This is a genomic window from Amycolatopsis sp. lyj-108 (assembly GCF_046549005.1).
Taxonomy (GTDB): domain Bacteria; phylum Actinomycetota; class Actinomycetes; order Mycobacteriales; family Pseudonocardiaceae; genus Amycolatopsis.
Map to the genome: position 1 here is coordinate 404,192 of NZ_JAJPWQ010000004.1, position 13,333 is coordinate 417,524.

12 protein-coding genes and 1 pseudogene are annotated in these 13,333 nt (G+C 68.8%); 4 read left to right on the plus strand and 9 right to left on the minus strand.

The window, feature by feature from the left end; translation table 11 throughout:
* The first annotated feature begins 9 nt into the window (after nt 1-9).
* Nucleotides 10-813: an alpha/beta fold hydrolase gene (locus ACLJO0_RS17955; RefSeq protein ID WP_410579628.1), complete on the plus strand. Its 804-nt coding sequence runs from the start codon at nt 10-12 to the stop codon at nt 811-813.
* A 238-nt stretch (nt 814-1,051) separates the two neighbouring features.
* Here ACLJO0_RS17955 and ACLJO0_RS17960 read toward each other — a convergent pair.
* Both ACLJO0_RS17960 and ACLJO0_RS17965 read right to left on the minus strand, forming a co-directional pair.
* Nucleotides 1,052-1,483 (minus strand): annotated as a pseudogene (locus ACLJO0_RS17960) (MgtC/SapB family protein); the annotation flags it as partial.
* 135 nt (nt 1,484-1,618) lie between these two features.
* On the minus strand, nt 1,619-2,569 hold the full coding sequence (locus ACLJO0_RS17965) for a LysR family transcriptional regulator (protein WP_410579629.1): 951 nt from the start codon (nt 2,567-2,569) through the stop codon (nt 1,619-1,621).
* A 144-nt stretch (nt 2,570-2,713) separates the two neighbouring features.
* Here ACLJO0_RS17965 and ACLJO0_RS17970 point away from each other — a divergent pair, with 144 nt between their 5' ends.
* From ACLJO0_RS17970 to ACLJO0_RS17980, 3 genes are read left to right on the plus strand one after another with little or no spacing between them, the layout of a single operon-like run.
* Nucleotides 2,714-4,135, plus strand: coding sequence for an MFS transporter (locus tag ACLJO0_RS17970; protein ID WP_410579884.1), 1,422 nt, complete (start codon nt 2,714-2,716; stop codon nt 4,133-4,135).
* A gap of 13 nt (nt 4,136-4,148) precedes the next feature.
* Nucleotides 4,149-5,039 (plus strand): SDR family oxidoreductase, encoded by an 891-nt coding sequence (locus ACLJO0_RS17975; protein ID WP_410579630.1) that lies wholly within the window; start codon nt 4,149-4,151, stop codon nt 5,037-5,039.
* A 15-nt stretch (nt 5,040-5,054) separates the two neighbouring features.
* Nucleotides 5,055-5,402, plus strand: coding sequence for a darcynin family protein (locus tag ACLJO0_RS17980; RefSeq protein WP_410579631.1), 348 nt, complete (start codon nt 5,055-5,057; stop codon nt 5,400-5,402).
* Nucleotides 5,403-5,607: 205 nt separating this feature from the next.
* On the opposite strand, the gene ACLJO0_RS17985 is transcribed toward ACLJO0_RS17980, so the two are convergent.
* The 7 genes from ACLJO0_RS17985 to ACLJO0_RS18015 form a co-directional block, all read right to left on the minus strand.
* Complete coding sequence (locus tag ACLJO0_RS17985) at nt 5,608-7,215, minus strand: alpha/beta hydrolase (RefSeq protein ID WP_410579632.1); 1,608 nt, start codon at nt 7,213-7,215, stop codon at nt 5,608-5,610.
* Between the two features lie 156 nt (nt 7,216-7,371).
* Nucleotides 7,372-7,794: a nitroreductase family deazaflavin-dependent oxidoreductase gene (locus ACLJO0_RS17990; protein ID WP_410579885.1), complete on the minus strand. Its 423-nt coding sequence runs from the start codon at nt 7,792-7,794 to the stop codon at nt 7,372-7,374.
* A 46-nt stretch (nt 7,795-7,840) separates the two neighbouring features.
* Complete coding sequence (gene egtD / locus ACLJO0_RS17995; protein WP_410579633.1) at nt 7,841-8,818, minus strand: L-histidine N(alpha)-methyltransferase; 978 nt, start codon at nt 8,816-8,818, stop codon at nt 7,841-7,843.
* On the minus strand, nt 8,815-9,597 hold the full coding sequence (gene egtC, locus ACLJO0_RS18000; RefSeq protein WP_410579634.1) for an ergothioneine biosynthesis protein EgtC: 783 nt from the start codon (nt 9,595-9,597) through the stop codon (nt 8,815-8,817). The genes egtD and egtC overlap by 4 nt, the downstream gene beginning before the upstream one ends.
* Before the next feature lie 5 nt (nt 9,598-9,602).
* Entirely contained in the window at nt 9,603-10,952 is a 1,350-nt protein-coding gene (egtB, locus tag ACLJO0_RS18005) for an ergothioneine biosynthesis protein EgtB (protein WP_410579635.1), read from the minus strand.
* Nucleotides 10,949-12,211: a glutamate-cysteine ligase family protein gene (locus ACLJO0_RS18010; RefSeq protein ID WP_410579636.1), complete on the minus strand. Its 1,263-nt coding sequence runs from the start codon at nt 12,209-12,211 to the stop codon at nt 10,949-10,951. The genes egtB and ACLJO0_RS18010 overlap by 4 nt, the downstream gene beginning before the upstream one ends.
* A gap of 130 nt (nt 12,212-12,341) precedes the next feature.
* Nucleotides 12,342-13,265: a LysR family transcriptional regulator gene (locus tag ACLJO0_RS18015; RefSeq protein WP_410579637.1), complete on the minus strand. Its 924-nt coding sequence runs from the start codon at nt 13,263-13,265 to the stop codon at nt 12,342-12,344.
* Nucleotides 13,266-13,333 lie beyond the last annotated feature (68 nt).

The following is a 13,333-nucleotide window of genomic DNA, read 5'->3' on the forward strand; positions in this document are numbered from 1 at the left end:
CCGTGCGGTATGACCACGGGGAGAATTCAGGTCGAGAACGGCGAATTGGCGTACGAGATCCGCGGCGAAGGCGATCCGGTGATCCTGCTGCACGGCGGGATCCTCGATTCCCGGATGTGGGACGCCGAAATGGCTGCGCTCGCACCGCACCACACCGCTATCAGGTACGACGCTCGCGGACATGGCGAATCGTCCACGCCGACAGAGCGGTTCAAGCACTACGAGGATCTCCGCGAGCTGATGACCGCGCTGGGGCTTCCCCGCGCGTCACTGGTCGGCTTGTCCGGCGGCGGGCGGATCGCGGTCGACTTCGCGCTGACCTACCCGGACCTCGTCGAGAACCTCGTCCTCGTGGCCACCGGCCTCAGCTCGATGGTGATGAAGGATCCTTTCGTCTTGGAGCAGAACAAGAAACTCGAGGAGGCGGGTGCGCGAGGTGATCTCCCCGCCGCCATCGAGTGCATCCTGCGCATGTGGGTGGACGGGCCGCGGCGCGCGCCCGCGGACATCGATCAGGAGGTCCGGAGGCTGTGTCAGGAGATGTACACGCAGACGATCGTGCGGCACGGGCTCTCCGGTTTCACACTGATGGACGAACTGCGGGCCATCGAGCGCACCGGCGAGCTGACCCCGCGCACGTTGACGTTGGCGGGCGATCTGGATTCTACGGACATCCTCGCCATCTCCGACCAGATCGAAAGCGAAGCACGCGACGCCCGGAAACTCGTCGTTCCCGGAGTCGCGCATATGATCAATCTGGAGAAACCCGCCGAGTTTTCGGGGATATTGCTGGAGTTCCTAGCCTGCTCGTGAGCGATAACGACGGTTCTGTTGAGGGGTAACGCAAAGGTGTCGGGGTCGCGGGATTCGCTCGCGGGCCGTGGGCGACCGTGCCGCGAAAGCCCCCTCCTCGCTACCGCACCCCCGCACCCGGCGTTGCGAAAGCCACTTTCGCAACGTTGAACGTTGCCAAAGTGGCTTTCGCAACCTCCCAACTTTGCCCTACCCCTCAATAACCGTCCTTACCGCTCACGACGTCGTCGTCCCGGTGCTCCGGCCGGCGGTCGACGACGCGACCGAGCGGGCGCAACAGCACGTTGACCCCGACGATCACCGCCGTCCCGGCGAGCGCGACGACGTAAAGTCCTGCTCCTGCAAGGGATCCGACGGCCGCCGAGCACCACAGGGTGGCCGCGGTGTTGAGCCCGCGCACGTTCAGGCCGTCCCGCAGGATCACCCCGGCACCGAGGAAACCGATACCGGAGACGATCTGGGCGGCGACGCGCGTCGGGTCGGCGTCGCCACTGGTGTTCAGCCCGCCGAAACCGTGGGCGGACAACAGGACGAAGAGGGTCGCGCCGACGGCGACGAGGGCGTTGGTGCGGAGTCCGGCCATCCGGGCGCGGTACTGGCGCTCGATGCCGATGACGGCGCCGAGGCCGACGCCCGTGCCGACCCTGAGCAGCATTTCGAAGGTGTTCATGATTCCGGCTCTTTTCTGGCGTGCGTACACAAAGCCAGACAGGGAAAGGAGACCGGAGAAGGTCAGCGCACCGCGCGCACGGGTGAACGGCGACCACTTCCGGTCGATCCAGAACTGTCTTCCGGCATGTGCCGCTCACCTCGCTTTCGTACTCGATCGGTGTTGATCAACCTTCGAGACTCTACCACCGGACGGTCCGAAGGCGGCGTGGATCGTGTCACGCAGCCAGCGCTGGGCCGGATCGGCGTCGAGCCGCGCGTGCCAGAGCTGGCAGACCTCGATCGACGGCAGGTCCGCGGGGACCGGGAACCAGCGGATGCCGAGTGACCGGCCGTACTGCTCGGCGAGCCGCTGGGGCGCGAGACCGATGTAGTCGCTCGAAGCGACCAGGAACGCGGCGACGGCGGAGGTGGGGACGACCGCCGCGACCCGCCGCTGGAGGCCGGCCGCCTCGAGCACGTCGTCGAGTGGTCCCCTGCCCTTTCCTCGCCGCGAAGCGGAAACGTGCGGATACCGGCAAAGCTGCGCCAGCGTCGGACGACGTACGCCGCCGAGCGGGCCGTCCGCCCGGACGATCGCGACCACGCGTTCCTGGTACAGCAGGGTCGAATGGATGTCGGGCGCCGCGATGTCGCCCGCGCCGATGTCCAGATCCACCGATCCGTCTCGCAACGCCTCGGTGCTCTCGCTTCCTTCGGCGACGAAACGCAGGACCACACCCGGCGCGACGGCGGCGGTCGCCTCGACGGCCGCCGTCACCAAGGTCGCGGCGACGCCGTCGTTGATGCGAATGGTGAAGGTGCGTTCGAGGTCGGCGATCGCGAGGTCACGGTCGGCGCTGATCAGGGCCGACGCCTCGTCGAGCAGCGACCGCACCCGCGGGGCGGTCCGGAGCGCGAACGGCGTCGGCACCATCCCGCGGCCAGCGCGCACCAGGATCGGATCCCCCATCGCCCGCCGCAACCGGCCCAGCGCCCGGCTCGCCGCCGGGATCGACAGGTGCAGCCGTTCGGCGGCCGCCGTCACGCTGCCCTCCCGCAGCAGGGCGTCGAACACCCGCAAAAGGTTGAGGTCCAGCTGATCCATAGTTGCATCATACGCAACTACTTCTTGTCAAAGTTGCGTGGCACGAAGAACGCGCTGGCCCATAGCGTCGTGGACATGCCACTCCGACTTCACCTCCGCGACGCCCCCGAAGCCGCCGCGGACCGACGCGGCCTGCTGACCGCCATGTGTGCCTGTGTCGTACTCGTGGTCGGGATGGTCGCCGCCATCAACCTCGCCGTCCCGATGCTGGCCGCGAGCGATCTCCACCCGTCCGCGTCGGCGCTGATCTGGATCGTCGACACCTACGTCGTCTTCTTCGCCTGTCTCGTGATCCCCGGCGGCGCGGCGGGCGATCGTTTCGGCCGCAAGGGCGTCCTGCTCGCCGGCCTGGCGCTGTTCGCGATCGGCGCGCTGCTGTCGGCGATCGCGCCAAACGTGCCGACCCTGCTGGCGGGCCGGGCCGTCACCGGGATCGGGGCCGCCGCGGTGCTGCCCAACACACTCGCCGTGTTGCTGCACGCCGTACCCGCCGAGCGCAAGGGCGTGACGATCGCGACCTGGGCGTCGATGACCGGGATCGGCGGTGTCGTGGGGAACGTCGGCGGCGGCGCGCTGCTGGCGGGCGGATCGTGGCGCTGGCTGTTCGCGGCCGTCGTCCCGCTCACCGTCGTGCTGGCCGCGCTCGTCGTCCGGATCGCGCCCGTGTCCCCTCGGCACGACCGGCCGCTCAGCCCCCTCGGCGCCGTCCTGCTCGTCGGCGCGTCGGTCGCGTTGTTACTCGGCATCGTCGAAGGGCCCGAAGAGGGTTGGGGAAGCCCGATCGTCCTGGCCGGATTCGCGGGCGCGGTCCTGCTGTTCGCCTTGTGGACGGTCGTCGAACTGAGGGCCGGGCACCCGCTGCTCGATCCCCGGTTGTTCCGGGTGCCCGCGCTGCGCAGTGCCTGTCTCGGCATGACCACGATCTTCTTCGGGATGTTCGCGCTGTTCTACGTCAACGCGTCCTTCCTCCAGTACGGCAAGGGTTTCGGGGTCCTGTTGACCGGGCTCGGGATCATCCCGCTGACCGTCCCGGTCATCCTCGGCGCGCGGCACGTCGGCAGGCTCGTCCGGCGCGTCGGCGTCGACGCCACGGTCGCCATCGCGTTCGTCTTCAGCGGTTGCGGTCTCATTGGACTGTCCACAAGCGACAGTTCGACGCCGTACCCGGTGTACGCGGCCTGGCTCGTGGTGACCGGTGTCGGTGTCACGCTGGCCCTTCCGACGCTGTCCGCCGCGATCTCCGGTTCGCTGCCGCCCGCACAGGCCGGTGTCGGCGCCGGACTCCAGGCCACCACCCGCGAATTCGGCAGCGCACTCGGCGTCGCCGTCATCGGCACCGTTCTCACCGGACGCTTCGTGGCCGCGCTTCCACCGGACATCCACGCGGAGCACGATCCGCGCACCGTCGCGCAGGCGCTGGCCGTCACCGCGCCCGGCCGCGCGCCCGAAGTGATCTCCGCGTTCGTCACCGGCGCGAGCGCGGCCCTCCGGGTGATCGGTGTGAGCGTGCTCGTCCTCGGGGCGCTCGTCGTCCTGCAGTCCCGTCTTTCCCGTAACACCAAGTAAAAGGAGTGCTCCCATGCACGTATTCGTCACCGGGGCGACCGGCTGGATCGGCTCGGCCGTCGTGGACGAGTTGCTCGACGCCGGCCACGAGGTCACCGGCCTCGCCCGCTCGGAGGCTTCCGCGGCCGCACTGGAGCGGAAGGGCGCGCGGATCCGCCGCGGCGACCTGGACGACCTCGACGGCCTCCGCGCGGGCGCCGAAGAGGCCGAGGCCGTCATCCACCTGGCGAACAAACACGACTGGGGCAACCCCGCCGAGTCCAACCGGGCCGAGCGGGCCGCCGTCCAGACCTTCGCGGATGCTTTGACCGGAACAGGCCGGGCTTTCGTGCTCGCCGCCGGACTCTCGACCCTGGCCAAGGGCAGGCCCACCACCGAAAGCGACCTCTCCCCCGCCATCGGCCCCGGCTCCCATCGGGGCGGTAGCGAGAACCTCGCGCTCGAGTACGCCGAGAAGGGCATGCGGGTGATCAGTGCCCGCTTCGCACCATCGGTGCACGGCGTGGGCGACCACGGTTTCGTCTCCGCCCTCGTCGCGGCCGCCCGCAAGCAAGGCGTGTCCGGCTACCTCGGCGACGGCACCGCCTCCTGGGCCGCCGTGCACCGCACCGACGCGGCCCGGCTCGTCCGGCTTGGCCTGGAAGGCGCGCCCACCGGCTCGCTGCTGCACGCCGTCGCCGAGGAAGCCGTCACGACACGGGAAATCGCCGAGGCCGTCGGACGGATGCTCGACGTCCCGGTGGTTTCCGTGGCACCGGAGAAGGCGGGCGAACACTTCGGTTTCGTCGGCCGGTTCTTCGCGCTGGACATGTCCGCGTCCAGCGAGCGCACCCGCGAACTCCTCAAGTGGACGCCGTACGGACCGAGCCTCACCGAGGACATCGAAGCCGGCGCCTACGCCTGATCGAGAGGAACCACCATGTCCGAAGTGACCGCTTTCATGCTGGTGAAGACCACGCCGGAATGGCTCGGCCTCACCGTCGAGCAACGGGTGGAGGCCTTCAAGACCGAGGTGCTCCCGGCGATCGAGAGCAAGGTGAAAGGAGTCCGGTCCCGGTTCTTCGACACCGAGTTCTACTCGGCGCGAGTGACCGACGTGTGGGTCTGGGAGGCCGACGACCACCACTCGTACCAACTGCTCATCGAGGCGCTGCGTGAGACGCCGTTCTGGGACCGGTATTTCGAGGTCGTCGACCTTTTGGTCGGCGTCGAGAACGCGTACGCCACGAATTACGGTTTGGACGTCTACGCGAGCGTCAACGTCTGAAGCCGGCAGGGGCCAGGTGCACCGGCGGCCGCGACCTTGGCCGTAGCCGGTGCCCTGGTTACCCACCCGGGTCACCCGGACGAGAATCCCGTCCGGGTGATCCGGCCTCCCCGCCGGAACCCTAGGCCGGGGTGTTCGGGACCGGTCCCCGGACGCCACGAAGGCCACCGTCGAGACGGTGGCCTTCGTGTTCACGAGCCCAGGATCAGGCAGTGGTTTCGAACGGCTGGACGTTCGGCTGGAACACCTGGCCGTTGGCCGGGACCTTCAGATCGATCAGGTAGTCGGCCGTCACCTTGTCCACCCCGAGCGAGTCGCCCAGGATGCAGTGCCCGAAGGCGTCGACCGAGAGCAGCCGGGCGTTCCCCAGCTGGTCGGCCATCCGCTTCGAGAACAGGTACTGGGTCGCCGGGTCGTAGTAGTTGCCGACGACCAGGACCGGGGTGTCGGTCTTGGCCTGCCACGGGCCGCGGTAGACGTCCGGCTTCTTCGCCGGCCACACCGGGCAGCCCGCCACGTCCGAGAACGCCTGGTAGCGACCGAAAGTGGGCGATTCCTTCTCCCACTTCGCGGCGATCTCCGGGACCTTCTCCTGCTTGATCGTGATCTTCTTGTCCGAGCAGTTCACGGCGAAGTACGAGTCGTCGCCGACGTACGGGCTGTCCGGATTCGCGTCCGCGCGCCCGTTCGCTCCCGACCGCAGCACCTTCAGCTCGACGGCCTGCGCCGTCTGCGTCTGCGCCGCGGGCGGGTGGACGACGTTGTACAGCGCCTGCAGGTCGTCGGCCAGCGGCGGGAACGACGTCGGCGAGTACAGCACCCCGGCCACCGTGCTGGTGAACGCGTTGATGTCGTAGTTGCTCCCGTCCGGCAGCTTGATCGGCTGCCGGCGCAGGTGGTCGCGGATCTCGTCGAACTTCTCCCGCGGCGTGCCCGGGCTGAAGGAGCACTTCGGCCCGACCTGCGCGCACTTGCGCAGGAAGGCGTCCAGCGCGATCTCGAACCCGCGAGCGCGCTCGCGGTCGTACTGCACGCCGTCGCTGGTGCGCAGTGCCGGGTCGACGTTGCCGTCGATGACGATCGCGCGGCTCTGCTTCGGGAACATCGACGTGTACGTCGACCCGATCAAGGTGCCGTACGAGAAGCCGACGAAGGTCAGCTTCTGGTCGCCGACGGCGGCCCGCATCTTGTCGAGGTCACGCACGACGTCCTTGGTGGACATGTGGTTCAGCAGCGCGCCGGCGTTGTTCTTGCAGAACTGGCCGTAGTCGCGGTACGACGCGAGCGTGCCGGAGATCTCCTGCCGCGACAACGGCACGGGGATCTGGGCGGCGAAGACGTCGTTCGCATCCTCCTGCGTGGTGAAACACTTGAGCGGGTTGCTGGCGCCGACCCCGCGCGGATCGAACCCGATCAGGTCGAACCGGTCGAGCACCTGCGGCTGGAAGTAGTTCGCCGCGCCGATCGGCATCCTGAATCCGGAGCCACCGGGGCCGCCCGGGTTGAGGAACAGCGAACCGACCTTCTTGTCGGGCGTCTTCGCCGCCCGCTTCAGCATCGCGATGTCGATGGTGCCGAGCGCCGCGTTGTCGTGGTCGATCGGCACGCGATACCGCGCACAGCTGTAGAACTTGACCTGGTCGGCGGGAACACCGCGGATCTGGTCCGCCGTGCAGGCACCCCAGGTCACCGGCGCGGTCGCGCCGACTTGGGCGGCAAGCGTCCCGGCTTCCGGTGCGGCGACCGCCGTCCCGGACGCACCGGTCAACGCGGCGCCGGCCACGAGTGCCCCTACCAGTGCGAAACCGCGCACCGGCCTCCTTGTGGATCTCGGCAAAACGACTCCTCCCTCGGCTGGCGACGTGGTGGTCCACGTCGCACCATGCGCCGCCGACGTCACGGCGCGTAACACCAAGCGAGCCTCGCACAAGCCGGTAACCCAGTCACCGGCCGAAAGGATGGTACGAACCTATCGAGTGGTTGTCTTCAACTCGAAAATCGGTAACACACGGCGAGCGGCGTGGGCTTCCATGGAGTAACCGGGCCAGAAGTCCAGCAGCAGTTTCCACATCGCTTCGTACTCGTCACCGAGGAGTTCCCTGGCCATGACCGGGATCTCCTTGCCTGCCAGCGCGACGACCGCGTCCGGACGCGCACGCAGATTGTGTGTCCACGCGGGATCGTTCGGCCTCCCCCAATTGGAACCGACGAGCACGAAATCCTCCCCGTGCGGGAAGTACAGAAGGTTGGTGCCGCGGGACAGCCCGCTCTTGCGCCCGGTCGTGGTCAGCCGCAGGGAAGGGAGCCCGGCCAGCGCGACCAGGCTCACCTTCCCCTTGAAGAGGCGGTGGAGTCTCTTGTCCACCCAGATGATCCCGCCCGCGAGCCCCATCAGCCACGGTTTCGTGCCGAGCACGCGGGCGAGCGACGTGAGAGGGTTAGCCACGGACTGATCTTGCCAGGCTCACGCCGAACCGCGATTCCGAGTCCGTCCACCATTTCTCCACCGAGAACCCGGCCTCGGCCAGTTCCGCGGCGATTCCCTCCCGCCGGAACTTCGCGGAGATCTCCGTACGCACGTACTCGCCCTCGGCGAACTTCACCCGCAGGTCCGCACCGGGGATCTCGATGGTCAGCGGCTCACGCGCACGCAGGCGCATTTCGATCCATTCGTTCTCCTCGTCCCAATACGAGACGTGGTCGAAGGCGGCCGGATCGAAGTTCGCGCCGAGGCCGTCGTTGATCACGTGGAGCATGTTGCGGTTGAACTCGGCGGTGACCCCTGCCGCGTCGTCATAGGCACGCTCCAGTGTTTCCCGGTCCTTCACCAGGTCCGTCCCGAGCAGGAGCCACTCCCCCTCGTCGAGCACCTCGCGGACCGAGCGCAGGAAGGTGGCGCGATCGGCGGGCAGGAAGTTGCCGATCGTGCCGCCGAGGAAGACCACCAGCCGCGGCCGGTCACCCGGCAGCAGGTCGAGATGCCGGGTGAAGTCGCCGACCACGCCACGGACTTCGAGGGACGGGTAGTCGGCCGTGATGGCTTCCGCGGCTTCGGCGAGCGCGGTTTCGGAGACGTCGAGCGGGACGAACTCCTTCAAGGTGCCGTGGTTCGTCAGCGCGTCGAGCAGGAGCCTGGTCTTCTCACTCGATCCGGAGCCGAGTTCGACCAGGGTGTGCGCGCCCGAGCTTTCGGCTATCTCACCGCCGCGCGCGGCGAGCACCTCCCGCTCGCTGCGAGTCGGGTAGTACTCGGGAAGGGTGGTGATCTTCTCGAACAGTTCGCTGCCGCGCGCGTCGTAGAACCATTTGGGCGACAGCCATTTCTGGTCAGCTTCCAGGCCGGCGCGGACGTCCGCGCGCAGCTGCTCGGTGATGTCCGATTCGCTGTGGTGTACGTCGAGGTCGACTTCGGTCATCGTGCCTCAGGGCTCCGATCGGCTTCGAGGGCGGCGTTTTCTTGAAGGGCGATGATCTCCACGCCCGCGCCGGTCACCCGGACGGCGTGGTGGTCGGGAACGGGAGTCCAGCCGGGCTCGTCGTCACACGGTTCCGACGCGACGAGCACGCCGTCGCCGATGTCCAGATAGGACAGGGAATGCGTCCACGCGGTGCCGATGAGCGTCCGGCCGTCGGTCAGCAGGAGGTTGAGCCGCGAACCCGGCCCCGCCTCCTCGACGACTCCGGTCAGCCATGTGACCGCAGCGAGCGGGTCTTCACCCGCCTCGAGCCGCTCACGCAGCAAAGCCCACAGCAGTACCGAATCCGTGGTCGCCTCCAGGGTCAGCAGGCGGGTGATCGGCAGTTTCGCGGCGAGCTCGGCCATCGAATCCGGCCAGCCCCTCACCAGCCCGTTGTGGCTGAAGAGGTAGCCGCCGCCGGTGAACGGCGCGTTCGCCGCCTCGACCACGGGCATCCCCGTCGTGCCGTTGCGGACCGCGGCCATGAAGGCGTGCGACCGGACCGACGCGGCCAGCGCGGGCAGGTCCCCGTCCGCCCACAAGGGAGCGGACCGGCGCAGCCGCAGCGGCTCGGGACCTTCGGCATACCAGCCGAGGCCGTACCCGTCCGCGTTGACGGAGCCGCCGCCCCGCATGTCATCGGGGGCGTAGGACTGTACGAGCAGTGAATGAGGGGCGCGAAAGAGCGTCTCGGCGGGCGAACGCGGCTCGCCGAGATACGCGAGGTGACGGCACATGCCGCTCAGGCCACCTCGCTCGGCCGTGCGTCCCGGGCACAGCGGAACCCGGAGAAGATCTGCCGCCGGATCGGGTGATCCCAGTTGCGGAACGTGCCGCGGATGGCCGCCGCGTCCGTGCCGAACGAGCCACCGCGCAGGATCCGGTAGTCCCCGCCGAAGAACACCTCCGAATACTCCTTGTACGGGAACGCGGCGAATCCCGGATATGCCTCGAATCCGCTGCTGGTCCACTCCCAGACGTCACCGATCAGCTGGTGCACACCCAGCGGGGAGGCCCCCGCCGGATACGCGCCCGCCTCCGCGGGCCGCAGGTGTCGCTGCCCGAGGTTGGCGTGGTCGGGGCCGGGTTCCTCGTCGCCCCAGGGGAACCGGCGCGAACGGCCGGTCACCGGGTCGAACCGGGCGGCCTTCTCCCACTCCGGTTCCGTCGGCAGGCGCCGTCCGGCCCAGGCGGCGTACGCCTCGGCCTCGTGGAAGGAGACGTGGACGACGGGTTCCGCCGCGGTCACTTTCTCGTAGACGCCGAACCGCGTCCGCCACCAGCCGTCCTGTTCCCGCTTCCAGAAGCGAGGCGCGTCGATGCCGTGCTCGCTGCGGTACGCCCAGCCCTGTTCACTCCACCACTTCGGGTCTTCGTAGCCCCCGGAGTCGAGGAACTCGGCGTACGCCCCGCAGGTGACCGGCGTGGTGTCGATGAAGAACGCCTCCACCGCGACCTCGTGCGCCGGACGTTCGTTGTCCAGCGCCCACGGCTCGGCGGAGGTGCCCATGGTGAAAGCGCCACCGGGCACGAAGACCTCCGCGGGCAACGGCCCGGACCTCGACGGCGGCGGGGCGGGCGCGTGCAGCACCGGATCACCCTTGCGGAGCTGATGCGTGGCCAGCATCGTCTCGTCGTGCTGCTGCTCGTGCTGGGTGATCATGCCGAAGGCGAAGGCGTCCTCGGTGAGCCGCCTGCCTTGCAGTGGAACGGTTTCCAGGATGTCGAAGGACTTCTCCCTGACCTCGCGGACGTATTTGCGGGCTTCCTCCGGGCCCAGCAGCGGCAGTGCCGGACGATCCGCGCGAGCGTGCTGGAACGCGTCGTAGATGTCGTCGATGTCGGGCCGGAGCGCTTCGCGGCCGCCGACGTCGCGCACCAGCCAGAGTTCCTCCTGGCTGCCGATGTGCGCGAGGTCCCAGACCAGCGGCGACATCAGTTTCGAATGCTGGCGGACCAGGTCCTCGTCGTCGACGTCCGTCAACGCGACACTGCGCTCGCGGGCCCTGGTGAGCGCCTCGGCCGCGTGGGCCCGCAGGTCTTGCGGGCTCAGCGCGCGAAGCGGGTTGGTCTCGGTGCTTTCCACGCTCATGACTGGTGGCTCCTAGAACCGCGCACGAGGGACTGCACGCCCTCGCTGATCTCTGTGATGGTCTCCGGCGGCAGACCGGTCATGCCGAGTTCGGCACAGCCGAGGTCCACCACCTCGCTCGCCACGGCGGCGATCGCCCGGTCGGCCAGGCCGAACCGGGCCGCGCACTCCCATCGGCCCGTGACCGGTTCGCACAGTTCGAGTACTTTGTCCACTGTGGACGGGCGCGCGAGTAGTGCGGCCAGCAGCGCCACCGGATGCAGCCACTTGGCGGCGGGCTGGGCGTCCAGGTAGCGGATCTCCAGATACCCCTGTGGACGGACCGGGGTGAAGAAGGTCGTCAGGTGATAGGCAAGGTCGTCCTCGGTCGGCCTGCCGAGCCGGGCCGCTTCGCCCCGTCCGTCGATCCAGTCGGCGAACGTCAGGGAATCCGGCGCGTCCCAGCGGCCTTCGCGGCCGGGCAGGACCATCAGCGGGGTGTCCAGGATCCTGCGTGCCCACTCCCCCGCCGGATCCGTCGTCGGCTCCGCCGAGCGAGTGCGGACGTTTTCCGTTTCCATCACGGCCAGCCAGCGCGCGGACGCATGGCCGGTGTCGCGTCCGGCGTGGACCCGGGAGTTGGCGAAGGTGGCCAGCAAGGGCGGCCCCAGCGCGTGGACGGCGGCCCAGCGATCGGCAAGATCGCCCGCTTCACCGGTGTCCACGCAGACCTGCAGGCCGGCGGTGCTGCACATCATCGTCGCGCCCCCGGTGCCCATGGGGGCGAAGCGGCGTTCCATCGCGGCGTAGCGCGGTGTGCCCAGTTTGCGGGCAGGGGCGCGATGCCTGTCTATCCCGGAGTCACCCAGGCGCAGGCCTCGAGCGGCGAGAAGAGTTTCGAGGTGGGCCAGATCGGCCGAGACGACGGCGTCCAGGTGGCGCAGCGTGGTCTGTGGTTGAGCGGAGATCTCCACCTGACATCCGGGCTCGAGGCTCAGCGGTGAACCTGCCGGAAGCGGGAGGGCGGGGCTGTCGGGGCTCAGTGTCCGCGGGGTGTGCGGGCCGAGCGCGGTGGCGAGATCGTCGGGGTCGAGAGGCCGGGCGGGCTCGTCGGCGTAGTGCACGGTGAATTCCAGCTCCACGCCGAGAAGTCTCGGTGGCCCGTGCTTGAAGCACACGGAAGCCACATACGCCTCGCCCTCGGCGCGGTCCGAGAGGACCTTCGCCGTCGCGTTCGACGCACTCCCGGACTTCTCGGGGAAATCATGAACAGTAGTCATCTTTCCGCCGTCCAGTCGGTTGTCCGATCAGTGAGAAATCTTGACTTCGGACGCTACACGCGAGGTCCGACAAAATCAGGCGGGTTCTCGCCGGGCAGGATCGGCGGCCCAGCTCTCAGGACGGGACGAATCAGGGCAAAGCGGGCTCGGTGCCCAGCCCCAGCGACGCGGCCGCGTCGCGGACCGCCTCGATCACCAGCTGCAAGGCGGGCCGCCGCTTCGAAGTCGTCCGGTAGGCGATCGAAACCGTCCGGAGCAACGGTGTGGTCAACGCGACGACGTCGATCCCCGGCGGCCGGAGGCCGAGCCCGAGATCCGAAACGAGGGTCACCCCGAGTCCGGCGCGGACCATCGCCATCGCCGTGGACTGTTCTTCGACCTCGTGGTTGATCTTGGGATCGAACCCGTGGCGATGGCAGGCGGTGCGCACGGCACGGCCGAAGTGGCTCTTCGGGCTGGCGAGGATCCACGGATGTTCGGCCAGTTCGAGCAGCGACGCGCTGCCCGTGGGAACGGCGCCGGCGGGCACCGCGGCGTGCAGCCGCTCGACCGCGATCACCGCGCGTTCCAGACCCGCGTCCCATGGCATCGGCGCGTCGGAGTAGTCGATCACGAACGACAGGTCCAGCTCGCCGTCCCGGACCGCGTCGGCGGTGTCCTCGGGCGCCAGCTCGCGGGTCCGGACCTGGATCCCCGGATGCTCACCCGCGAGCGCGGTCAGCGCGTGCGGCAGCAGCCCCGAAGCGACCGACGCCCACACCCCGGCCATGAGCCGGACGGAAACGGTCTCCTGCGCCTCTTCCAGCGCCAGCGTCGCCCGTTCGACCGAACCCAGGATCTCCTCGGCGTGCTCGGTGAGCAGCAACCCCAGTTCCGTCAGCTGCACCCGCCTGCCGAACCGTTCGAACAGCTTCGCGCCCACATCCCGCTCCAGCTGCGCCAACTGCTGCGACACCGCCGAAGCGGTGTAATGCAGCGAAGCAGCGGCCGCCGTGACGGTGCCGCGCCTGCTCAGCTCGCGGAGCATCCTCAGGCGGTGCAACGAAAGCTCCATGAGCCCAACGTAATCGGGTGCGGTCGCGCATGCCGGGTGACGCGTTACACCAGTTTTTCTGCACGTCA

Bases quoted from the DNA above. Each gene is read 5' to 3' on its own strand.
- ACLJO0_RS17965 (WP_410579629.1), bottom strand. From the start codon at position 2,569: ATGGATCAGCTGGACCTCAACCTTTTGCGGGTGTTCGACGCCCTGCTG.
- egtC (WP_410579634.1), bottom strand. From the start codon at position 9,597: ATGTGCCGTCACCTCGCGTATCTCGGCGAGCCGCGTTCGCCCGCCGAG.
- ACLJO0_RS18015 (WP_410579637.1), bottom strand. From the start codon at position 13,265: ATGGAGCTTTCGTTGCACCGCCTGAGGATGCTCCGCGAGCTGAGCAGG.
- ACLJO0_RS17980 (WP_410579631.1), top strand. From the start codon at position 5,055: ATGTCCGAAGTGACCGCTTTCATGCTGGTGAAGACCACGCCGGAATGG.
- ACLJO0_RS17970 (WP_410579884.1), top strand. From the start codon at position 2,714: ATGTGTGCCTGTGTCGTACTCGTGGTCGGGATGGTCGCCGCCATCAAC.
- ACLJO0_RS17975 (WP_410579630.1), top strand. From the start codon at position 4,149: ATGCACGTATTCGTCACCGGGGCGACCGGCTGGATCGGCTCGGCCGTC.
- ACLJO0_RS17990 (WP_410579885.1), bottom strand. From the start codon at position 7,794: ATGGGGCTCGCGGGCGGGATCATCTGGGTGGACAAGAGACTCCACCGC.
- ACLJO0_RS17955 (WP_410579628.1), top strand. From the start codon at position 10: ATGACCACGGGGAGAATTCAGGTCGAGAACGGCGAATTGGCGTACGAG.
- ACLJO0_RS18010 (WP_410579636.1), bottom strand. From the start codon at position 12,211: ATGACTACTGTTCATGATTTCCCCGAGAAGTCCGGGAGTGCGTCGAAC.
- egtD (WP_410579633.1), bottom strand. From the start codon at position 8,818: ATGACCGAAGTCGACCTCGACGTACACCACAGCGAATCGGACATCACC.
- egtB (WP_410579635.1), bottom strand. From the start codon at position 10,952: ATGAGCGTGGAAAGCACCGAGACCAACCCGCTTCGCGCGCTGAGCCCG.